Source organism: Halobacillus sp. ABD4_316 (genome assembly GCF_056161385.1).
The window spans coordinates 182,777-205,625 of record NZ_JBSWZA010000002.1 but is presented as its reverse complement, the minus strand read 5'-3'; the positions used below and the strand labels follow the sequence as shown (position 1 = coordinate 205,625).

The following is a 22,849-nucleotide window of genomic DNA, read 5'->3' as shown; positions in this document are numbered from 1 at the left end:
ACATATGAGCTCCTATCACCCCTTTCTGTCATGGGATTTGTAGGAGGCGGGCTTGGGAATGACTCCCTTTCCGCGGGGTACCGTGGGGTACCGTGAGCCTCCTCAAACTTCGTTCCCCGCGGAAAGCGGACGGTTTTCCCTGCCATCCCATGCTCTGAGTAAACAACGGACCGGACCCTTAATTCCAGACGGAGACGATTTAGTAATCGTTTAAAATATCAACAACAGACTTTAACAGAGCTTTATAAAAAAGATGAGTCGGACATCGGTGCCTGGCGACCATTTTTGTCGAATAGCATGATTTTAGCACTTCCCTGTTGTAAGCAGGCGTTAATTTTGGTACTATTTTTATTAACTAAATAGTTTCTTATTTCAAATTTCATTTGAAGTAAGGATAGAGGTGCAATGACAAGAGTACGCATGTGGAGGAGAATGAGATCCATGGAGGCATGCGGAAAGGGGAAATTGCCGAAGTGTACGGACTCTCATGGTCCTGAAGCTGGGTCTGATGCTCAACAGGCACAGAACTGTCATATAGGAAACTATATGGAGGGCTATCTTACGCAGGAACGGTATAAAAGTTTCTACGGCAGCATCGAAGCCCTTGATGCTGTCGTTTTTGATTTTACTGCCGTATGGCCCTCACGACCTCGAACGTACAAAATACAAGAAAAGGTGTGAGGTTAATGAACTTCGGGCAAGTACTGACAGCGATGGTGACCCCTTTTGACAACGACGAGAATATGGACCTGGAAGCAACGGGAGCTTTAGTCAACCACTTGATCGAGAACGGCAGTGACGGCCTGGTTGTCGGTGGGACGACCGGTGAATCCCCGACACTGACAACGGATGAAAAACTCCAGCTGTTTGAACACGTGGTAGAAGTTGTAAACGGCCGCGTCCCGGTCATCGCCGGTACAGGATCCAATAACACCCGCGCATCCATTGAATTGACGAAAAAAGCCGAACAGACAGGCGTGGATGCCATCATGCTTGTGGCTCCTTATTACAACAAGCCGACACAGGAAGGACTGTACCAGCACTTTTCAAAAATTTCCGCAGCCACTTCCCTTCCGGTCATGCTGTACAACATTCCGGGACGCAGTGTCGTCAACATGGAACCGGAAACGATTATCCGCCTTTCTGAAATTGACAACATCGTTTCCGTAAAAGAAGCGAGCGGTGACCTGGAAGCCGCGGCGGAAATCATCCGTGAAACAGACCGTGACTTTTCGGTATACAGCGGGGAAGATTCCAACACCCTTCCGTTTGTCGCCATCGGAGGAACCGGCATCGTCTCCGTCTCCTCCCATATCATCGGGAATGAGATGCAGCAGATGATTCAGAGTTTCAGAGAAGGAGACGCCCCATTTGCCGCGCGTCTTCATCAAAAGCTTCTCCCTGTCATGCACGCTGTTTTCTCAGCGCCGAGTCCCTCCCCGGTCAAGGCGGTGTTGAATGAAATGGGCGTTCATACCGGAGGCGTCCGCCTCCCGCTCCTTCCCTTAACGGAAGAAGAGACCGCCCGCGTCATGGAGACCTACAACAGTCTTCAGCCTAAAGAAGCACCAAAAGCCCATATGGTCGGTTGACAGAAAAAAGGCTGCCGGGAACATGTTCCCGGCAGCCTTTTTCTGCTTTCTTATACTTCGATGGTCCAACTGAAGCTGTCTTCTTTTCTTCCACGCTGAATGCCTGTAATCGTATCATACAGCTCCTGGGAGAGCGCACCGATTTCGTGGTCGTTGATCACCATTTTCTTCCCAAGCCAGTTCAACTCACCGACGGGAGAAATGACGGCCGCAGTTCCAGTTCCGAACGCTTCCTCCAGTTTTCCCTGTTCATACGCTTCATACAACTCTTCAATAGAGATGCGGCGTTCGGTCACTGGAATGTCCCATTCTTTCAGTACTTCAATGATTGATGTTCGTGTAATCCCCTGCAGAATGCTTCCGCTCAAAGCAGGGGTCACAATTTCCCCATCGATTTTAAAGAAGATGTTCATGCTGCCGACTTCTTCAATGTAGCGCTTTTCCACACCATCCAGCCAAAGGACGTCAGCATTGCCTTCCTTCGCTGCCTTCGCCTGGGCCTGATAGCCGGACGAATAGTTACCGGCGGTTTTAGCCATTCCGGTTCCGCCTTTGACGGCTCTTGTGAACTGGTCTTCCACATTAATGGTAACCGGCTTGATTCCTCCGGAGAAGTACGGACCGACCGGTGACATGATGATCATGAGCTTATACGATTTGGACGGAGCAACAGCGAGGCTCGGTTCCGTAGCGATGATGAACGGACGGATGTATAGCGAAGTTCCCTCAAATTCCGGTACCCAGTCCTTTTCCAGAGCGACAAGCTCCTTCAAGTAGCCCAGTACCTCGTCTTCATCGACAGGTGGGATGCTGAGACGGTCACCGGATAGGTTCAGGCGCTCAAAGTTCTTTTCCGGACGGAACAGCAGGACACGTCCGTCGTCTGTCCGGTAGGCTTTCAATCCTTCAAATACAGTCTGCCCGTAATGGAAGATCATGGCGGCCGGATCAAGCGTCAGCGGCTCGTAAGGAACGATGCGGGGCTCGTGCCAGCCCTTCCCTTCTTCATAATCCATTACAAACATATGATCCGTGAACGTTCTTCCAAAAGGAATCTGCTCCGTTTCGGGTTTCTCCTTTTTATAGGCGGCTTCGACGATTGGTAGGGACATAGATAAGACTCCTTTTCGATTGGTTTCACCTGCCATCACAGGCGGAAATATTAGTACTCATTGTACGCCCTCCTTCAAACAAATGAAAGAGGAAGATGCTGAAATGTTCAAAAAATTCACCGCGGTCACGCGTTACAAAAGTACAATAGGGAATCCCTCGCTTGTCTGCTATAATAGCAAAAGGTAAATAACGGAAAAACGGAGGGATCGATGTGTTTGATGTACTGTTGATTGAAGATGACCGGACATTGTTTCAGGAAATGCAGGAAAGGCTGTCACAGTGGTCGTATGCGGTTCACGGGGTGCAGGATTTCAGCCGGGTGATGGAAGTATTCACGTCCGTTGAACCGCAGCTTGTGATCATCGATATCCAGCTCCCGAAGTTCGATGGCTTCCACTGGTGCCGGATGATCCGGGAGCATTCCAACGCCCCCATCATCTTTCTTTCCTCCAGGGATCACCCGACGGATATGGTCATGTCGATGAATCTTGGAGCCGATGATTTTGTACAGAAACCGTTCCACTTTGAAGTATTGATCGCTAAAATCCAGGCCATTCTCCGACGTGTCTACAACTACAACACCCACGCCTCTGAACTGCAGACGTGGTTTGGCGCAACGGTGGACTTTGAGCGGGGCCGGGTGACGGCAAACGATACGTCCATTGATTTAACAAAAAATGAAAGCTTCATTTTAAAGCAGCTGCTCGAAAAAAAGAACAAAGTGGTCTCCCGTGAGGAAATCATTCAAAAGCTGTGGGAGGATGAACGATTCGTGAGTGACAATACACTCACAGTCAATGTGAACCGGCTGCGCAGACGGCTGAATGAGATCGGTCTGGAACACGTCATCGAAACAAAAGTCGGGCAAGGGTATACAGCCAGAGACGAGGCAGGCTCATGATTTTCACCTATATGCGGGAAAAGCTGAGCTGGATTCTGCTGTTCATGTCCCTTCAATTGCTTGCCCTCCTTATTGGATACCTCGACTCGTCCCTCCCATTCCGTGCCGTTACGTATTACATATTTTTATCGCTGATCATTTTCAGCGTGTTTCTGCTCCTCCGTTTCCAGAAGGAGACCCGGTTTTACAAGCAGTTGGTGGAGCGGGACAATGACCTTGATCTGACCACGATTCCTGAAGCTGAGAGTCCCTTGGAGTCCGTCATTGAAACGAGCATCCGGGAGCAGCTGGAACGATTGAAAAAGGAAGCTGCCCATCATCAGGATCTTCTGCAGGAGGAAAAAGATGACCTGCTCGGATGGATCCATGAAGTGAAAACGCCGATGACTGCGATGAAGCTGATGATCGAAGGGATTGAAGACTACCCGCTGCGCTCGCGTCTGACCTATGAATGGATGCGGATCCATCTTCTGCTCGACCAGCAGCTGCACCGGAAGCGGATCCCTTTTATTGAAAATGACTTATACATAGAAGAAACCGCGCTCGAGCCTTTATTGTTCAGTGAAATTAAAACCTTGAAATCGTGGTGCATGCAGAAAGGCATCGGCTTTGACCTTGAGCTGGATCAGAAATCTGTTCTGACGGATGCGAAATGGCTCTCCTTTATGATCCGTCAATTGCTATCGAACGCCATTAAGTACAGCCCTTCCTCAGACATTACGGTAACAAGCGGCAGAAAGAGTGGCCGATCTTTTCTTACGGTTGCTGATCAAGGGCGGGGCATAGCAGCACAGGACAGTCCACGCATTTTCGAAAAAGGGTTCACGTCAACAACCGCTCACCAAACTGAAGCAGCATCGGGGATGGGCCTTTACCTCGTTGACCGCATCCGCCGCCCGTTGAACATTGAACTGGATGTTCAATCGGAACCCGGCCTGGGATCCACGTTCACGCTTTGGTTCCCGGAACCGAATACGTTCACCAAGATCAGGAACCGCCCGGATCGTCCCCCACAACAGGATAGAAAGTGATACACTCATAGTTATTCTTTACCACTGTTTTTTTGAGGGAGTGTTAACATTGAATCAAACCAGTCCGGCAGCCAACCTGCTTGAAACCATCCAATGGTTCGTCTTTCTGCTTGCTAATGCGGTTGCGCTGCCGATTGTGATCGGATCGATTTATCAATTAGACTACATAGAAACCGCCGGATTGATCCAGCGGACCTTCTTTACCGTTGGGATCGCTTCCATGCTTCAAGGGCTTTTCGGCCACCGTCTGCCGATCATGGAAATTCCCGCAGGCATCTGGGTCAGTATCTTTACCGTTATGGCCATGACCGGTGCAGAAGCAGGCGGCAGTTATACAGGAACACTTCAGGCGCTGGAGATGACGATGATCATGACAGGCGGTTTTTTGTTCCTGTTTGGGGCGTTTAAAGTGTCGCAGAAAATCCTGCCCATCTTCACTCCTCTTGTGACAGGGGCATTCTTCCTGTTCTTGACCGTACAACTGAGTGGAACGCTGCTGAAAGGGATGCTCGGGCTGCAGGGAGACAGTGGAACAATCCAGGGAACGACCGCAGTCCTTGCCTTTCTGACGTTCTTTATTGTGCTCGGATTATCGACGTTTGCCAGAGGATGGCTGAGCAGCTATGCCGTTTTCATCGGCATTGTGATCGGCTGGGTCATTCACCGCCTGATTCTCGGCGGGCAGATGACGGAAGCGGAGATGCCGGTATTTTCAGTTCCCGAGCTATTCGCTTTCGGTCTACCAACGCTGGAGTGGAGCCTGCTGCCGATGGCGTTCATTACGGCTGTCATTTCGATTTCGAATATCGTAGCCTCCATTACAGCAGTGAAACAGACAGTAGGAGAAGGTAAAGAAAATAACGGCGTCCAGGTCGACAGAGGAACGATGTTTTCCGGAATCAATACGATGATTGCCGGCGGCATGGCAACCGTCGCCAACGTCCCGGGAGCTACGTCCGCAGGTTTTATCGCCATTACCGGGCAGAAGCGGAAAAACCCGTTCATCTACGCTGCCATCCTGCTGTTGTTTACAGCCTTTTTTCCGCCGGTGACACGGGTGATTTCAAGCATCCCCTCCTCGGTTGCCAATGCGGCCCTCATGGCAACATTCGTCCAGCTTGTGGGAATCGCGATTAACAACTTCACGCTGGAGCCTCTGGACTCCAGAAAAATCACCATCGTCGGCATTGCCTACCTTTTCGGGATGGGGACGATGTTTCTTCCGGCGGAAGTGTTTTCTGCGATGCCTGCGCTTGTGCAGAACTTAATGAGCAACGGTCTGCTCGTCGGCACCGCCCTTGTCATTGCCATGGAACAGCTGTGGCGTCCTAAGAACTAACCGCTATCCTTCTACCTGATGGTAGAAGGATACTATTTTATGGATCCTCCTCCTCGTGAAACGTATAGAAGAGCCGCATCGTATAGACTAGCAGCCACATGAATAAGGAGCGGATCGTTCATGTTTATTTTCACACTCTTGTCCGGGTTGTGTTTACTCTTTTTCCCTTTACAAGGGATAAGAGATTTCAAATCGGAACAATGGTCATACAAGATCACCCGGATGATTTTCATCACTTTGGCTCTATTACTCATTACAGCAGGTATCATTGGGATTATAGACTTTGTTCATAACCCCAGGGGGTACTTTTTAACGAAACAAAAGGACCATTCATGTAAAACCCTGAGTTATTCTGCACCTCCAAAGTCGACGTACGAACGTGACTTGAACCTTATTTAAGCTTCTAAGGTGAACCCTGGTCTGCGTTTTCAAAACCTATCACGAGAGCTCTTATTAAATGAAAGCCATGTGACAAAAGTGTCACTTCCACCCCCTCTTTTGTTAGCTGAATCGAAGGAAACACGTCCCCGGTAAACGTACAATGAAGTCAGATGAAAAAGGAGGTTGAATGAATGAGTTTATTAGAAGCAAGAAAAATCCATAAGAGCTATGGAAACAAATTTATGAAGCAGCACGTTCTGGAAGGCATCGATGTCACGATTGATAAAGGGGAGTTTGTCACCATCATGGGCGCATCGGGTTCCGGGAAAACGACCTTGTTGAACGTCCTCTCTTCTATTGACCGGGTCAGTCACGGATCGATCGTGATCAACGGGCAGGAAATTACCGGACAAAAGGACAAACAGCTGGCAGAGTTCAGAAAGCATCATCTCGGGTTCATTTTTCAGGAATACAACCTGTTGGACACACTGACGGTGAAGGAAAACATTCTGCTTCCGCTTTCCATTTCGAAAACGGATCGTAAAGAGGCGCAGCGGAAATTCAACGCGCTTGCCGAAGAACTTGGCATCGAGGATGTCCAAAACAAGTACCCGAACGAAATATCAGGTGGACAGAAGCAGCGGACTTCAGCGGCGCGGGCCTTCATCCATGAACCGAGCATCATTTTTGCCGATGAGCCGACAGGGGCATTGGATTCCAAGTCCGCATCCGATCTGCTGGGCAAATTGAGCGGCCTGAATGACACACGGGAAGCCACCATAGCGATGGTCACGCACGACCCGGTAGCTGCGAGCTACAGCAGCCGCGTCATCTTCATCCGCGACGGGCAGATCTACACCCAGTTGAATAAAGGTGGACAGACGCGGGAGGCATTTTTGAAGGACATCATGAAAACCCAGGGTGTATTGGGTGGTGTAAGCTATGAGCATTAATCAGCTGATCCTCCGAAATTTGAAAAAGAATATCAAGAACTATTACTTATACGTTTTCGCCCTCGTCTTTTCCGTCGCCCTTTACTTTTCCTTCGTGACCCTTCAGTACGACCCGGCGATGAGTCAGGACGGATCTGTGAAAGGAAGTGCAGGATTGATGGTCGCTTCGGTTCTATTGATTGCCATCGTGGCCGTTTTCCTCCTTTATGCCAATGCTTTATTCGTGAAAAGGCGCAGTCAGGAAATCGGACTGTTCCAGCTGATCGGCATGACGAAAAACCGGATTTTCCGGCTGTTGGTGGTAGAGAATCTAATTATCTACTTCGGATCGATGGCGGCCGGCATTTTTATCGGGTTTGCGATTTCCAAGCTGATTCTCATGGGCTTTTTTAAGATTGTCAATGTTGATGAAGTGGCCGACCTGCACTTCTCCATGGCGGCCCTTGCCCAGACGGTGATCGTATTTGCGGGCATCTTCCTGCTCATTATGGCGACGATGTACATCTTTATTCGGAAGCAGTCCATCCTCTCCCTTTTCCGTGTTACCTCGAGCACGCAGGGTAAAGTGAAAAAACTCTCCGTGTGGGAACACATCATGGGAGTGCTCGGCATAGGAATGATTGCTTCGGGCTATTATGTGTCCACACAGCTGTTTGAAGGGGATATTACCTCGATCAACGGGCTGTTTATCGCCATGACGTTCATTCTGGCATCCACGATCATCGGCACCTACTTTTTCTACAAGGGTTCTGTGCGCTTTGTCAGCAACCTGCTTAGAAAACGGAAAGCCGGCTATATGAACATCAACGAAGTGCTTTCGCTGTCTTCGATGATGTTCCGGATGAAATCCAATGCCTTCCTGCTCACCGTGATTACGACCGTTTCCGCCCTTGCTATCGGACTGCTGGCACTGAGCTATATTTCACTGTACTCAGCGGAAAGCCTTGCGGAAAATAATGCTCCTGATGATTTTGCCATCACCAACGAAGAAAAAGCGATGGCCTTTTCCGATACATTGGAGGAAGAAGGTTTTGACCATTCCTACAGACAGGTGGAGGTGCTGCAGGCGAAATTCAATGTGGAGGATATTCTGGATGTGGACCTCGAGGATATGAATTTCAACGCAGAAAATACAACCATTCCTGTCATCAGTGAAACCGCCGTGCCTGAGCTCGACTTGGAAAGAGGAAGCATGATCATGACCGGCTACAACGATATTATGCAGTCCTATATTTCCTTAAAGGGCGATGGAAAAGTGGAATGGCTGTCTGAGAATGACGCCGTGGATCTTTCCTATCAAGGACTGCGGGAAGACTATGTGATTTCCTCCTATTATACCGCCGGCGGTCTGCCGATCGGCGTCGTGTCCGAGGAACAGTTTATGAACATGAAAGAGCAGCTGGAACCTTCTATTTATACCGGGATTAATCTGGAGGATGACAGCAGGAATGAAGCAGCTTTTCAATTGTTTGAGGAAGCCGGTTTAACAGAAAGTTTCGAGCACCGGTCCCAATGGTACGTGGAAACCTCCCAGAAACAGAACATGGGGGCCGTCATGTTTATCGTCGCCTTTTTAGGACTCACCTTTCTCATCACCTCCGGCTGCATCCTCTACTTCAAACAGATGGATGAAGGGGAAGACGAAAAGGAAAGCTATACGGTACTGCGGAAGCTCGGCTTTACAAGGGGCGATCTTCTGCGCGGCATTCAAGGCAAACAGCTCTTCAACTTCGGGGTGCCGCTCTTGATCGGTCTGCTGCACAGCTACTTCGCCGTGAAGTCCGGATGGTTCTTTTTCGGTAATGAAATCTGGACACCGATGCTGATGGTGATGGGCGTCTACACAGCTTTATATTCCATCTTCGGTCTCCTTTCTGTCTTATATTACAAAAAGGTGATCAAAGAAGCGCTGTAATTGTCGAGCGGCTCTTTTCCTCCCGGACGGTGCGGTCTGGTATAGTAAAGGCATGAGGTGAAACGATGAATTCGAAACATATACTCGATCAAATGAAACAACACCAGCCTTCTGTGCTCGGTCACGAACAGTTCCGTAAATTCTCTGTCCTTCTGCCGCTCATGGAAAAGGATGGAGACATCCACGTTCTGTTCGAGGTACGGGCCAATACACTAAGGCGCCAGCCCGGAGAGATCTGTTTCCCAGGCGGAAAAATCGATCCAGATGATTCTTCTGCACGTCAGGCCGCCATCCGGGAAACGGAGGAAGAATTAGGCATCCGCCGCGGACAACTGTCCGACGTCCATCCGCTCGACTATCTCGTCTCCCCGTTCGGAATGATCGTCTACGCTTTTGCAGGGTACTTGAATACCGACGAAAGTGCCTTTGAAAAGAATCCGGATGAAGTGAAGGAGCTCTTTACCGTTCCGCTTTCCTTCTTTATGGACCAGGATCCGGAAATCCACTACGTCCATTTCGAGGCCCAGCCGGCGGAAAACTTCCCCTACGAGCTCATCCCGGGTGGTGAAAATTACAATTGGCGCACGCGTCAGATGGAAGAATATTTTTATCAATATGGAGACAAGGTGATCTGGGGAATGACCGCAAGAATCCTCGCCCACTTTGTTGACGTGTTGAAAAAGAAACAGTAAATTCAAAAGAAAAGCCTGTCCTGTGATCAAGGTTTGATCACAGGACAGGCTTTAGATATAGGGTTAAAAGCTGGCTGCACAGGTCTTATGTATTATGGTAAAGCATCAAAAAAGGACCGCCCTTCTTCAACAGCCTCCTGGAACATAAAGAACGTAAACATCAACAGAACGAATAGAAAGGCGATCGATCCCCATTTGATTACATTCTCCCACCTCTTCGGCAATAACCCGGTACTCTGAATACCAAGACGTTTAAGAACAACATCCATCAGCAGGAATAATGGAAAAGCTGCGATAATCGAAATGAGAAGTCCAAACGCCTCTTTCAATTCCATTTCAACAATAAGAGTGCCGTTGTGGGAAACATTCTCAGATGGAAGCGGGGCTGTTTCAACAACCTCCCCCCTCCAATTATATTTTTCAACGGTTTCCCCCTCCATCCCTACACCAAACGGAACGTGATAAGAACTATATTCAAGCGTCAGCTGAATACCAAAGATCATGAGAACAGCTATCGGCGCTGCCAGCCATCGAATTATGTTTTTCAAAAGCTCCTCCTCCTTTTCCATAATCAGGATAACATTTGAATTTCCATTTTTACCATCATAGGGTTAGAAAAACATAGAGTGAAATCTGATGTTACCATAAAGGAACAGGAGGCGATGATGTGACAGAAGAAGAGATGTGGATGCAAATCGAACGCCTGCGGGCTGTTGAAAAAAGACAGAGCGAAACATTGAAGGCATTAACCGGAAAAGGCCTCTACGAAACACGCCTGAAGCCTGACGAGCATGGTACGATCTTCATTGATCCTGACGATCCTGTGCAGCAAAAGTTGTGGAACCTGGAATAAAGCATACAAAAAAACGCTGCGGTCTCACGCAGCGTTTTCTGTTTCTAAAAGATCTTTATACTTTTCCTGGATGAATCCAATGATGGTTCCAAGCGTCTGTCCCTTGAAAGCATCCGGAACCGATTCACCGTTCGGATCAGCGTAATAAAAGGCGCCTTTTTCTTCACTATAGGAGAAGCCCAGCTTGGTCAAACGATTGTTCAATTCCTCTGGATTTTCTTCAAGGCCCGTCTGCTGCTTGAAATACTCTGTCGGATATACCCACACATCCACATCATCACTGCCGGTCTCTACAATGAATAAGTCCGTATCATACTGCGAAATCCACTGATTTTTTGAGAAAAGGGCAACTCCCGTTCCTTCCAATCCTGCAATGCCTACTAAATTCACTCCAAAGATTTCATTGATCATCGTATACCGTTCCTCGGCCGTCAGTCTTTCTTCAAATGACAGCCAGTACAACTGCATCACGCGGACTTTCGAAAGCTTCGCAATCCGCTCATCGCTCAGTTCCCAAGGGGATGCCGTTTTCCTGATGCGGTCCAGGACATCATCTGAATAGGTGGCTGTCTGCTTTCCAACCCCCAGATCAGATATAGCCTGAAGATCTATGCCGTACACAGCATCCACTACTCTCATCAATGTATAAGGCGTGACCCTGCGGTTATTTCGATCCAGATAATGGTCCATAACTTCCGATTTGCTCATCTTATCGATAGAAGCTTTGGTTTCTTTATACGAGAGTGGGCCCCGGGTCTCCTGCTTCAAATCCTTGTAGACTCCGTATACGATGAGATCCGGGTATTTTCCTTCCTCTGTATGAACTTCCTGTTTCCAGCTTTTCGCCTCTACCTGATGAGGAATTGCAGCCGATGCTCCTGCTGTGAACAAAGTGAACGCCGTCAATATTACTGCAGACTTCTGCATCCATTTTTTACGAAAACGCTCCATTTCTTCCTCTCCCCTATCGTGTGTCCGCTACCCTCCCAGGCCGTACACAACAAAATATAGATGATGTACTCTTTCGTTGAATGGTCTATTTTAACTATACCCGATGTTGTCGAATAAAGACACATCCAACCGATGAAAAGTGTGAACAAGCGTCCTCCACAGGGTACACTAGGAGAAAAAGGGAGAGAATGACGATGAGCACCTATTCGATTGTCTGGTTCCGGAATGACCTGCGTGTCCACGACCATAAACCCTTGACTAGAGCTGTCACAGCAGGGCATCCGGTCATCGCACTTTATATTTTCGATCCATATGAATACAGAGACCTTTCCTATGGTTTTAAAAAAACCGGGCGTCACCGGGCACAATTTATCCAGGAGAGTCTGGAGGATCTGCGGACGAATCTCGCTGAACTGAACGTCCCCCTATTGATTAGGTACAAGGACCCAGCAGAAGCTTTCCTCGAGCTTTCCGATGATTTGACTATTAACGGTGTGTACCTTCATGAAGAAATCGCAACGGAAGAGCAGCAGACCGAAAGAGGAGTTCGAAAGGCTCTGCCCGGCGTACCTTTTTACGTCGATCACGGACATAACCTGTTTCCGCCGGAAGACCTGCCGTTTTCCACCCGGGATGTGCCGGATACGTTTTCCCAGTTCAGAAAAAGAATCGAAAAAAATGGGGTGACGCCGCCTAGAGCGATCGCTCCACCTCAAGCAGCTGTGAAAGTGGAGCTTCCAAATAGGATAGAGGAAGGGAAGATTCCGGACGTAGCTGCCTCAGGCCTGGAGAACGAGTGGAAAGAGCCGCGTTACCATGGCGGATCGACAGCGGCTAAACAACGGCTCCGGGACTACATCTTTACTAAGGACCGCCTCCGGGTTTATAAGGAAACGAGAAACGGGATGCTTCTAGAAGACGATTCCTCTAAATTTTCTCCATATCTGGCGAACGGCAATTTGTCCCCGCGGGTCGTGTATGAGCAGATCCAGCACTATGAAAAAAACCATACGAAAAACAAGTCGACCTATATGCTATATTTCGAACTGCTCTGGCGGGACTACTTCCACCTCGTTCACCGCAAATACGGCGATCGTCTCTTCTACAGGACAGGGCTGAATGGTTTGGAGATCCCCTGGAAAACAAACGAGGAGCATTTGCAGGCGTGGATGGACGGCCGCACGGGCTATCCGCTCGTAGATGCGGGCATGCGGGAATTAAAACAGACCGGTTTCATGTCCAACCGGGCACGCCAGAATGTGGCGAGCTTTTTTACAAAGAACCTCGGTCTGGACTGGCGGATCGGGGCCGCCTGGTTTGAATCACAACTCGTCGATTATGACGTAAGCAGCAACTACGGCAACTGGCTGTATATCGCGGGAGTCGGAAATGATGCTGTTTCCTTCCGGGTTTTTAACGTGGAAAAACAGGCGGAGGATTATGATCCTGATGGCGATTACCTGCGCTGGTGGGTCCCTGAGCTTCGTGAACTGCCCGTACCTTGGATTTTCAAGCCGAGGGCAATGGGAATGATTGAACAGGAACAGTACGGGGTTCAGCTCGGAGAAAATTATCCGTTTCCGATCATCGACTTGTACGAATCGATGCGGGAGATGAAGACCGCTTTTGAAGAAGGGACAAAATAGAGAAAAGCCGCGGACATCCTCATGTCCGGCGGCTTTTTTCAGTCCTGCCTCGTTTTCCGTTTTTTCCGTAGATAAAAGAGGAGGGATCCAATGATCAGGAGACCTGCGACAGCGGTAATGATGATGTTCCGAATGTTAGGGACGGCGAGTTCCACCATCATATTCGTTGTACCGGCAGTCTGAATATCCCACTGCAGTTCATTTCCGTCTGTCCGGTCGGCGTTGTGGTCTTTCGGTGCGATCGGAAGGTCGAGTGTGAACGTCAGATCCAGCTGATCCGAAACCATCTGCTGCATCCCGCCCATGATTCCGCTGTTTTCAAGATTTATTTCACCTTCCACCTGATATGTAGTCGTAAACCACCCGGGCTCCTCCGACCATTCTACGGGTAGACCTTCCATCACATCCCCGATTCCAGCGGCTGCCGGTTGTTCCAGCTGATCCGGAACCTGGATTTCCTCGACGTTTTCAAAAGCCTTTCCGGCGGTAAACCCGGTGTAGCCATCTTCTTCGTAAGGTTCCACCTGATAGCCGCGGGATTCGAGGTCCTGTTCCGCTTCATCAATCACACCCTGCATCCGCTCCATGAACAGACCCGCCTCTTCCTCGTTCACACCAATCTGCACCTGTGCCTCACCGCTTTTATCTTTGTTGACGGTCAGCTTCACATCGCCTTGCACACAGCCGCTTATTACAACCAGACTGAACAGAAACAGCACTCCCAGTCTCATTCTCATACTCCTTCTCCCCTTTTCAAAAAACACTCTCGAATATATGCACCGATATCCCTCTGACTTTCCCGTTTTCCATACCGCCCGTGATGTGCCCCACGATCATCCACACGGCTGCCTAGGCCCAGAAACGGCTCGGACGGCTTGAAATCGAGGCCGATGACAGGTACATCAAGGGTGGGGGATGTACCGAAATGAAACCGGGCAGAAGGGAATCCTTCTACGTTCATGGATGAATCGTAGGACACATCATAGACATCTGTAAACCTTCTCCTGTGTTCTCTGCCAAGCAGCAGGATAAGGGAAGGTTGTAAATAATGCAGCGTTTCTTCAAGCATTGCCGTTACTTCAGGAAGACGCAGCAGCTTCTCTTTCTTTTTTATTTTACCCATAAACTGGAGCGTCGGAAAAGGAAAAGCATCGACATGAACAAGAGGGGGCTCGTTTTGATAAAAAGAAGCTCCCATCCCGTTCATAAACCCCTCAAGCTTCGCTCCACCCTTTCTGCCAAACCATCGGGTATACGCCTCTTCCCCCTTAAAATAATCCTCATATTTCCTGATGACGGCTGTCTGCCGGTCATCATCTTCTTGAAAAGATGCGAGTAGATCTGCACTTTCCTTGTCAAATGACTGCGCCGTCGTCTGCCATTCAGCCTGGTCGTTCAAAACATATCGGGACGTCGGGTTTGTCCCAATGGTGACGATCGGATGATCCCGCCTCTCCCCGAGCCATAAGACAGGCACCGACCGGTGGATGAGCTCGTTACGGACATCTGAACGTCCCAGTCTGCTTTGAATATCAACCGCCCTGCTGAGCAGCTGGCGGGCTTCTTTTAAATCATCGGCCATCGATTTCCCTCCTCCCCCTTCCATTCCCCCCGCGACCACTATTTAACAGCGTAGAGCGGGTTTCCTTTGGAGACGATAAAGTCAGGAGGGATCTCATCATGGATGGACAACCATTAACGATTGAACATTTCAACGAACGCTTCCAGCGATGGAGCGGTGCCGATATTGTCATTACGAAACTGGAACTGAACGATAAGGATACAACAGAGATGCATCTGGATCACATCGCTTACGGGACGGATGCTGCACGTCTGGATGAATACCTGCCTATGCATTCCTTGTTTTTATATGGAGATGGCGAAGCGGAAATCGGCCCTCAGCAGATGGAGCCGCTCCCAGCACCCTATTACGAAATTCCTCTGCAGGATACGACGCAGTACCTATACAGTCCGGAGGGCTTTATTGTCACGACGGACCGGGCAACCTATATCATTCAGAAAAAATAACGGCCTCGGCAGCGGGGCCTTTTTACAAAAATAAAAACAGGGAAAATCCCTGCCGTCAAAATTTATATCCGAACACCACAACATCCACGGCATTCAGCCCCGTTCCTCCATCAGCCTCTGTTTTTATCGTCAGTCCCGTCCCAGGTACATTAAAAACCCTTGTAAACTGCTGTCCCGGAATGACCCGGAAAGAATCCAGCAGGAGGAAATTCACACCTTCCACTTTCACAATCAATTTGAACGTGACAGGCCCTTCCGATACCACCCGGTTGCCGCCGGCCACCCGGATGGAGTAGAACGGGCGGACATCAATGCCGCCGGGCAGATCTTTCGTCACATCCACGGTAGCCCCTGATTCAACCGTCTGACCTCCCGGCTCCGTCATGAAAATTAAATTATTCCCGCGTGAAACAGCCTCAGCCACCTCAACCACTCCTCCCCTCCTCTATCCTATGAAACCATGGGGGATTTAGGGAGTAGAAATCACACCTTTTCGTTTTCTTCCGCTTCTGACGCACACGCTCCTTCCCTTCCCGGACTTTCTGCCTGTTTCCAATGCACCTTGTCAGATTTTCCAGGTTGCGTACGATAGAAATGGTGGACACCCCTGGATCAAACCTCATGACCTCCTCAATTCAATTGTGAAGGAGAATGTACATGGATCTGCTGACCAAAGGTCTCTTTACCTGCGCTTTCCTGCTTTTCTTTTTTCCCATCACCAGCCACGCCGGCTCCATTAAAGATGGAGCCTCCGGGAATCCCGGGGAATGGTACGTGGGAGACACGCCCGCCTCTGTAACAGAAGAGAAACGCCCCATTCTTTTCATTCACGGCCTCAACAGTTCATCAGAGACGTGGTACGAGAGTAATGATATGTATACCACTGCTCTCGATAACGGCTACGAAACAGCCTTTATCGATTTGTACCCAACAAAAGATATGTGGGACAACGGGGAGCTGCTGGCCGGAAAAATCGAAGACATGTATCATCATTTCGGTGAAAAAGTCGTTATCGTCGCTCACAGCAAAGGCGGCATTGATACACAGGCGGCGCTTGTTCATCACAGTGCGTCTCCCTATGTGGATCGTGTCATTACCTTATCCTCCCCGCACCACGGCTCGCAGCTTGCCGATCTCGCTTACAGCAGCTGGGCCGGATGGCTTGCGGGAATCATCGGCAGTAAAAATGAAGCCACCTATTCCCTGCAGACTGGATACATGAGCTATTTCCGCTCCACCACCGACAGCAGACCAGGAATCGATGCCGTCCCGTTTTACACGTTCGGCGGTACGGAATGGGGCAGCTTCGGCAGCTCCCTGTACTGGGGAGGCTTGTACTTAAGCTCTTACGGCAGCAACGATGGGGCGGTCACAGTGAAAAGCTCACGCCTTCCTTACGCCCAGGAATTGAAAGTTGGAAAATGGGATCACACGAGCATTAAAGAAGGCTCCTCCACGTTTCCCCTTTTCCGTCCTTACTTGAATGAGACCGCTCCGCTGGCGGCATTCGGACTCGAAACAGCCGCTGTGTCAGAAGAATCCGAGCCGGCGGCCGGCCAGTACGTCTCAGGCGGCGAATACACAGGACGCACACGGGAGACCGTTATTGTAGAATCCGGAGCAGACGCCGTCACCTTCGACTGGATCAGTTCCAGCCCGGATGTTGACTTGAAGCTTGTCTCCCCTGATAAAAAAACCTACAGCGGCTTTAAAGCCGCGAAGGATGAAACCGAGGTGCTTGAAGGATCCTATCATCACACATTGAGAATCGATGACCCCGCAGCAGGCAGATGGAAACTGGAAGCCCGGAGCCCTGGCGGGGAATCCTATCTGCTCAACACCTCCTTTGACAGTGAGTTGAACGATAAAATCAGCGCCTTCATGAATGTGGACGAGCTGAAAGTGAAAAACAAAGATACCCGCCTGAAATATAAGACAGATATGACCGTCACCCACTATAAAAACGGACGGGAAAAAGAAACAAAACTGAAAGCGAAGAAGCAGTCGGACGGTGTCTACCAGCTTCCGAAGCTCGGAGAAGGTGTGTACAGCCTGACCATCGAAGTACAAGGAACCTACCAAAAAGAAAAGTTCGCCCGGACGATGATTTCCTCGGTCTATATCGACCAGAACGGCAGAGTATACAGCGAGGACTTTTAAAACGGGTGGACAAATAAAAACGGCAGGAGAACATGTGACGTTCTCCTGCCGTTTTATCAGGATTGTTTCTGCAGCGCTTCCTCTAAAGGCTCCTTCAATGCGGGCGCAAGGGTTTTGGAGTAAGCTGTACTCAAGTGGTGCTTGTCGCGGTAGACAATCACATTACCAATGACAGGCTCACACACTTCTTCCCCGCAGAAGTAATCCGACAAATCCACAAATGTGACATTCTCCGGGATCCCATCCGTGTTTTCCCATGGCACGACATCGGATAAAGCTTCATCTCTGGAAACCGAGCAATCCTCGATTGACCCCTTTTCCTCAATGCAGAGCGGCGTATCCTCTTTCATCCGCGGATTATCACGGACAGCCATGATATGGGTCGTCCCTTCAAGTTTCTTCCACTGTTCAAGATAGCCGTCCGGCACCGTCGTTCCACTGTTGACGGTGGATGTTGTAAAGACAAGGTCCGGCGGGTCCTCCTGGAGATCCTGCAACACTTTTTCATTCCAGTCCATACATGTTTCGTTCAACAATCCGTCAAAATCATCGTTGGAGAACCGGCAGGCATCCTTATTGTAAAGCTCGATTTTCAAATTCAGGTCATCAGACAGTTCACTGAGGGCCGGGAACCAGTGTCCCGAGTGGGATCCGCCGACGAGGGCAACCGTATAGTCGGGATTCTCCGTTTCTCCCATTGAACAAGTTTTCATCCCTTCTTCACTCGTATACATGAAGCATTCTCTGTCCTCATAAAAGGCCGGCAGCTCCTCCTGCACTTCAATAGTCGATGGATAAGGATCCAGTTCTTCCGCATCTACGTTATAGAAGACGGCCTGAGCACCTGGATAGTCCCCCGCCTCATAAGCCTTTCCCTGCATCTGACTCACGTAAAAATTCCATCCGCCATTGACGAGAAGAACAGGGACAATCAAGGCGGTGAGCGCTTTTCCGATTTTCACCTTCGACGTTTTCACGCTCAAGTTACGAACAGGCGCTTCAATGTAGGTTACCGTTACATAAGCAAGCACAAGGGCAGCTGCTATAATGACCGCCCCGGCGAATATCGATGCCTGACCGGTATCAAACCAGGCAAAATAGAAAATCAAAAGCGGCCAGTGCCACAAATAAAACCCGTAGGAAATGCTTCCGAATTTGAGGAAAGGCTTGGAGCCTAACAGACGGTCCACACCGAAGCCACCGCTGTTTTCAGCCGATATAATAACAAAAATCACGCCGGAGGCCGGTAAAAGAGCGACCCACCCGGGAAAAACAGTAGATACCGGAAGCAGAATACCCGTAAGCGAAATAACGGCCAGGCCGGTCCATCCAAGAATCACAGACACATGTCTGTTCAGCTTCACATAAGGCAGCAGCAATGCGACGATGCCTCCGAGACTGAACTCCCACGCACGCGCAAACGTATCAAAGTAGGCCCACGGCTGGTTTACAGCCGTTTTGTAAACAGAGTACGAAATAGATAGCACGAACAATGTGAGCAGCACACCGAGCAGTGTTTTCCGGACCGGCGTTTTCAAAACCTTCCGCGCAAGAAAATACGCGGCCGTGATGACAATCGGCCAGGTTATGTAAAACTGTCCCTGTACAGATAATGCCCAGAAATGCTGAAAAGGGCTTGCCTGGTTGTTCTGAGCCAGGTAATCAACGGAACTGAAGGCCAGCTGCCAGTTCTGGAAATAAAACACCGAAGCGAATCCTTCAGAGATGATCTGCTTCCACTGGGCCTGCGGAAGAATCCAGATGGAGCCGGCAAGGGTGAACAGCACGACGATAAACGCCACCGGGAACAGCCGGCGTCCGAGCCCCAGCAGGTATTCTCCTAAATGGATATTTCCCTGCTTGAGCATTTTGGAAAGCAGGGAGGTCGTTATCAAGTAACCGGAAACGATAAAGAATACATCCACACCGCCGGAAACCGATCCAAGCCATATATGGTACACCGCCACAAGGAAGGCGGCAACCGCACGCACGCCTTCGATTTCCGGACGGAATCTTTTCTCAGGGGTCCTTAAATCATTCACTCATCACCATCTCCATTTCTCTCTTCCTCCTATGTATCCCTTCAGCTTATCGGACCCCACCAGAACTGTGAACCTATCAGGAGAGATTTTTACTGGATTTGCAGAGTTTTTACAAAAGGAATCAGAGGTTAATCGCCTGCTCTATTGGCAGGTTTCATTCAAGGTTCTTTGACATCCACGACAATCCCCCCCGCCAAGAAGGATATAATCGCGGACCGTACGCTTTCGGACCGCTTCCTCAGGGAGCCTTGGGAATCTAATCTTTTCTCACAAGCAGAAGCGGGGCACCTTCCCTGACGGCTCAGTCTTTTCCTACACTCCTCCGGTCTCCCTAATCATCTATAACTCTACCATTTATAAAAATAATTGGAATACTTGTGAGAAAATTTGCCAGCTGATCTTTCACAATTGTACTTTTATAACAAATTCAAAAAACCACCGGCTCTTATGAAGAGCCGGTGGTTCAATCGAAGTTATTTAATTTTTCCCGGATGGCCGTCCTTGATGACTTTGGTTTTGTCATTCTGGATCGCGAGCTTGATGGTCGGCGCCAGTGTACCACCGAAGTGGGACATCTGATACTCCGGAGTCGTTCCTCCAAGATCTGAGATGTTCTTTCCATCAAGATCATGGAAGTTATAGAAGCTGATCACTTTTCCGTTTGGAAGAACCATCCAGGAGTAGGATTGGTACGCGTGTTCTTCCGGATTGGCCAGGACTAACCCACTGTCATTCAGCGGCTCATAGCCGGACGTCAGCTCATCGGATGAAAAGCCGTACAGGCCGTCCGGTGCATCGAGGTCCGGACCAAATTTGTGTTCATGTGTATTCGTGAACAGGTAGTATTGATTACCCTTGGTTACGATATGGGGACGCTCAAGCTCCTGGTTGACGTAATTCGCTTCCAGAATTGGTGGTAGAGCTTCATATTCGGTGTAGGAATCGTTCGTTGCTTCAGCAATTCCGATCGCCCCGTTGAATAATTTTGCAAATCCTTCGTCTGTGAAGCTGAAGTCATCCTGGAAAGAACCGCTTCCGATATAATCGGTATCCAGCGTACGCTCCGCTGGTGTTCCGGCTGAGTTTCCTTCAAACAAGATATAGTCTTTCCCTATTTTTGGATCTTCAAAGAACCATGGATCACGGAACGTGTAGCCGATGTCACCCTGTTCTGCCTGCTCCTCAGTCTGATAGTGCTCGCCTTCAGGCTCAAGGATGATGGAGTGATCGAAGTTTTCGAAGGAAATGCCTTCAGAAGATGCGTTCACTTCCCCTTTAGCAAGAGCAAGACGCTGTTCATAGGTGACGCCCTCCTCCCCTTTACGACCTGTAGCTGTATAGAACAGGTTCAGTTCACCGTCTTCAATCATCGCAGAGCCTGCCCACTGCCTTGAACCGTAGGCGCCTGTTGGATCAAACGCCTCTCCGCCAAGCTCCCAGCTCTTGCCGTCTTTGGAATAGAAGTAGCGGATCGTCGCTACATCATGTCGTTTACCTGGAAGCAGGTCGGACGGAGCCGTCAGGGAGAAAATCACGTAGTAGCCGTTCACTTTGGCGACCGAGCCGTCTTTGTTACGAAGCGGCCACGTATCCCAAACATGAAGTTCTGGAGCCATTTTTTCAAAATCCGGCTCGATATAAGGGGCGGTTGTATCTTTCGTGCGCTCAATCTGTGAGGCATCTTCAATCGTCCAGTTGGAAGTCTGACTGGTTTCTGCAGAAACAGAACTGCCAAATGCCAACGTGGAAACAAGAGCGGTCGTCACTAAAAAGGAACGTTTCATCCATGTATTTGTTTTCATCGTTCTCCTCCTTATTTATAAACAGGGAGCCGGCAGGTCGTGCCGGCTTTGTTCATCAAAACTTACCCGTGAATTTCACCTTCACCCATCTCACGCTTAATTTCAGAAGTATCACCTTTCAACTTCAGTTTAAGCGTTGGGGCAAAGGATCCACCCTGTTGGAAGTTTCCATTTTCATCATGGTATTCGTTCACAAAGCTGATCACCTGTCCGTGTGGAAGCACAGCCCAGGAGTATGCCTGGAATGGATCTTCAGCCGGGTTGGCTATAACAAGCCCCGTATCGTTCATCGGCTCGTAATCACCGAAAAGGGAGTTGGCGTGGAAGCCGTAAAGACCATCCGGACCTTCAATTCCAGGAGCAAATGTGAACTCATGGGTAATCGTGAACAAGTAATAGTCATCACCCTTCTGGACAACGTGTGGACGTTCCAGCTGCTGGTTCACACCATTCGCTTCAAGAAGAGGCGGCATTAATTCAAATTCTGTCAGATCCTCGTTTTCTGCCTTAGCAATCCCGACATTTCCGTTATAGTCTTCAGCGCCGGCAGGAACGTCTTCGTCTACATCACCAATGTGTTTCTCTTCGAGTGTCTTTTCATCGCCACCGGTATTTCCTTCGAAGATGATGTATTCTTCGCCGGTTTCAGGGTGTTGGAAGAACCAAGGATCACGGAAAGAATAGATAATGCTTCCGGTCTTTTGTTCCTGTGTCTCGTAATACTCGCCATCTGCTTCAGCAAGAATCTGGTGGTCGCCATTGTTTGTTACCTGGAAACCTTCTTTGTTGTCGTAATCCATTTCAAATGTCGTCTTAGCCAGACGCTGTTCGAATGTCGGACCTTCATCCTTACGTCCTGCAGCCGTGTAGAACAAGTGGATCGTGCCGTCTTTCTCCATCATAGCTGATCCGGCCCACTGGCGGTAACCAAGCGCCTTGTCCGTGTCATAAGGGACCGTACCCATTTCCCAATCTTTACCGTTCTTAGAATAGAAGTAGCGGATTTCCGCATGATCGTGGCGGCCGCCCCATGTGTATTCTTTGCTCGCTGTCAGCGCGAACTGTACATAGTACCCGTTGATCTTGGCGAAAGAACCATCACGGTTACGAAGCGGCCATGTGTCCCAGATCCAATAGTCCGGGGCAACATCAGTAAAGGAATCAATGTTTGGGGCTGTGTTTTCGTCTGTTAACGTGAAGTTCTGCGCGTCTTCACGGGACCACACAGGTGTGTCATCTGTGGATGCTGCGTGAGAAGTTGTTGGGAGCTGGGCAAACGTGCCGGTCAGGATAAAAGCAGAAAGCGCCAGTTTAGATAAGATCGAATGATTTCGTTTCATGTTTTCTTTCCCCTCCAGAATTGTTAAGTATATGAAGTGTGCTCCGGAACACGTCTTAACTTTACGTGGTAAAACAGGGGTGGTCAACGCCGGAAATCCTGCCATTCACG

20 protein-coding genes and 1 riboswitch are annotated in these 22,849 nt (G+C 49.4%); of the genes, 11 read left to right on the top strand and 9 right to left on the bottom strand.

Annotated elements, in window-relative coordinates:
- Positions 1–387: 387 nt before the first annotated feature.
- A riboswitch (Lysine riboswitch) is annotated at positions 388–565 on the top strand.
- Between the two features lie 121 nt (positions 566–686).
- Entirely contained in the window at positions 687–1,592 is a 906-nt protein-coding gene (gene dapA, locus ACXAJH_RS08165) for a 4-hydroxy-tetrahydrodipicolinate synthase (RefSeq protein ID WP_474993600.1), read from the top strand.
- A 50-nt stretch (positions 1,593–1,642) separates the two neighbouring features.
- Here dapA and ACXAJH_RS08160 read toward each other — a convergent pair whose 3' ends face one another.
- Positions 1,643–2,704: a branched-chain amino acid aminotransferase gene (locus ACXAJH_RS08160; RefSeq protein WP_474993598.1), complete on the bottom strand. Its 1,062-nt coding sequence runs from the start codon at positions 2,702–2,704 to the stop codon at positions 1,643–1,645.
- Positions 2,705–2,916: 212 nt separating this feature from the next.
- Between ACXAJH_RS08160 and ACXAJH_RS08155 the strand changes: the two genes are divergently transcribed.
- The 6 genes from ACXAJH_RS08155 to ACXAJH_RS08130 all read left to right on the top strand — a co-directional run bounded on the left by ACXAJH_RS08155 (position 2,917) and on the right by ACXAJH_RS08130 (position 9,917).
- Positions 2,917–3,606, top strand: coding sequence for a response regulator (locus ACXAJH_RS08155; RefSeq protein ID WP_474993597.1), 690 nt, complete (start codon positions 2,917–2,919; stop codon positions 3,604–3,606).
- Entirely contained in the window at positions 3,603–4,637 is a 1,035-nt protein-coding gene (locus tag ACXAJH_RS08150; RefSeq protein ID WP_474993595.1) for a sensor histidine kinase, read from the top strand. Before ACXAJH_RS08155 ends, ACXAJH_RS08150 begins: the two co-directional genes overlap by 4 nt.
- A gap of 40 nt (positions 4,638–4,677) precedes the next feature.
- Complete coding sequence (locus ACXAJH_RS08145; RefSeq protein WP_474970725.1) at positions 4,678–5,976, top strand: purine/pyrimidine permease; 1,299 nt, start codon at positions 4,678–4,680, stop codon at positions 5,974–5,976.
- Positions 5,977–6,548: 572 nt separating this feature from the next.
- Positions 6,549–7,310, top strand: coding sequence for an ABC transporter ATP-binding protein (locus ACXAJH_RS08140; RefSeq protein WP_474970724.1), 762 nt, complete (start codon positions 6,549–6,551; stop codon positions 7,308–7,310).
- Positions 7,300–9,225 (top strand): ABC transporter permease, encoded by a 1,926-nt coding sequence (locus tag ACXAJH_RS08135; protein ID WP_474970013.1) that lies wholly within the window; start codon positions 7,300–7,302, stop codon positions 9,223–9,225. Before ACXAJH_RS08140 ends, ACXAJH_RS08135 begins: the two co-directional genes overlap by 11 nt.
- A gap of 65 nt (positions 9,226–9,290) precedes the next feature.
- Positions 9,291–9,917 (top strand): NUDIX hydrolase, encoded by a 627-nt coding sequence (locus ACXAJH_RS08130; RefSeq protein WP_474970014.1) that lies wholly within the window; start codon positions 9,291–9,293, stop codon positions 9,915–9,917.
- Positions 9,918–10,009: 92 nt separating this feature from the next.
- Here the strand turns inward: ACXAJH_RS08130 and ACXAJH_RS08125 are convergent, their stop codons facing one another.
- Positions 10,010–10,465 (bottom strand): hypothetical protein, encoded by a 456-nt coding sequence (locus ACXAJH_RS08125; RefSeq protein ID WP_474970015.1) that lies wholly within the window; start codon positions 10,463–10,465, stop codon positions 10,010–10,012.
- Between the two features lie 119 nt (positions 10,466–10,584).
- Here ACXAJH_RS08125 and ACXAJH_RS08120 point away from each other — a divergent pair, with 119 nt between their 5' ends.
- Positions 10,585–10,770 (top strand): hypothetical protein, encoded by a 186-nt coding sequence (locus ACXAJH_RS08120; RefSeq protein ID WP_474970016.1) that lies wholly within the window; start codon positions 10,585–10,587, stop codon positions 10,768–10,770.
- A gap of 24 nt (positions 10,771–10,794) precedes the next feature.
- Here the strand turns inward: ACXAJH_RS08120 and ACXAJH_RS08115 are convergent, their stop codons facing one another.
- Positions 10,795–11,721 carry a hypothetical protein gene (locus tag ACXAJH_RS08115; protein WP_474970723.1) on the bottom strand — a complete coding sequence of 309 codons (927 nt, stop codon included), beginning with the start codon at positions 11,719–11,721 and terminating at the stop codon, positions 10,795–10,797.
- Between the two features lie 194 nt (positions 11,722–11,915).
- Between ACXAJH_RS08115 and ACXAJH_RS08110 the strand changes: the two genes are divergently transcribed.
- A complete protein-coding gene (locus tag ACXAJH_RS08110; protein WP_474970722.1) occupies positions 11,916–13,367 on the top strand; it encodes a DASH family cryptochrome in 1,452 nt (483 codons plus the stop codon).
- A gap of 38 nt (positions 13,368–13,405) precedes the next feature.
- Here ACXAJH_RS08110 and ACXAJH_RS08105 read toward each other — a convergent pair whose 3' ends face one another.
- Positions 13,406–14,104, bottom strand: coding sequence for an LPXTG cell wall anchor domain-containing protein (locus ACXAJH_RS08105; RefSeq protein ID WP_474970019.1), 699 nt, complete (start codon positions 14,102–14,104; stop codon positions 13,406–13,408).
- Entirely contained in the window at positions 14,101–14,949 is an 849-nt protein-coding gene (locus ACXAJH_RS08100; protein WP_474970721.1) for a hypothetical protein, read from the bottom strand. Before ACXAJH_RS08100 ends, ACXAJH_RS08105 begins: the two co-directional genes overlap by 4 nt.
- 98 nt (positions 14,950–15,047) lie before the next feature.
- Between ACXAJH_RS08100 and ymzB the strand changes: the two genes are divergently transcribed.
- Complete coding sequence (gene ymzB / locus ACXAJH_RS08095; RefSeq protein WP_474970021.1) at positions 15,048–15,395, top strand: protein YmzB; 348 nt, start codon at positions 15,048–15,050, stop codon at positions 15,393–15,395.
- 55 nt (positions 15,396–15,450) lie between these two features.
- Here the strand turns inward: ymzB and ACXAJH_RS08090 are convergent, their stop codons facing one another.
- Positions 15,451–15,828 carry a hypothetical protein gene (locus ACXAJH_RS08090; RefSeq protein ID WP_474970022.1) on the bottom strand — a complete coding sequence of 126 codons (378 nt, stop codon included), beginning with the start codon at positions 15,826–15,828 and terminating at the stop codon, positions 15,451–15,453.
- Positions 15,829–16,052: 224 nt separating this feature from the next.
- Here ACXAJH_RS08090 and ACXAJH_RS08085 point away from each other — a divergent pair, with 224 nt between their 5' ends.
- On the top strand, positions 16,053–17,555 hold the full coding sequence (locus ACXAJH_RS08085) for an esterase/lipase family protein (RefSeq protein ID WP_474993593.1): 1,503 nt from the start codon (positions 16,053–16,055) through the stop codon (positions 17,553–17,555).
- 56 nt (positions 17,556–17,611) lie between these two features.
- Here ACXAJH_RS08085 and ACXAJH_RS08080 read toward each other — a convergent pair whose 3' ends face one another.
- The 3 genes from ACXAJH_RS08080 to ACXAJH_RS08070 all read right to left on the bottom strand — a co-directional run bounded on the left by ACXAJH_RS08080 (position 17,612) and on the right by ACXAJH_RS08070 (position 22,739).
- Positions 17,612–19,597, bottom strand: a complete 1,986-nt coding sequence (locus ACXAJH_RS08080) for an acyltransferase family protein (RefSeq protein WP_474970024.1) — start codon at positions 19,595–19,597, stop codon at positions 17,612–17,614.
- Positions 19,598–20,070: 473 nt separating this feature from the next.
- Positions 20,071–21,399 carry a glycoside hydrolase family 68 protein gene (locus ACXAJH_RS08075; RefSeq protein ID WP_474993591.1) on the bottom strand — a complete coding sequence of 443 codons (1,329 nt, stop codon included), beginning with the start codon at positions 21,397–21,399 and terminating at the stop codon, positions 20,071–20,073.
- A gap of 62 nt (positions 21,400–21,461) precedes the next feature.
- Entirely contained in the window at positions 21,462–22,739 is a 1,278-nt protein-coding gene (locus tag ACXAJH_RS08070) for a glycoside hydrolase family 68 protein (protein WP_474970026.1), read from the bottom strand.
- Positions 22,740–22,849: the final 110 nt, after the last annotated feature.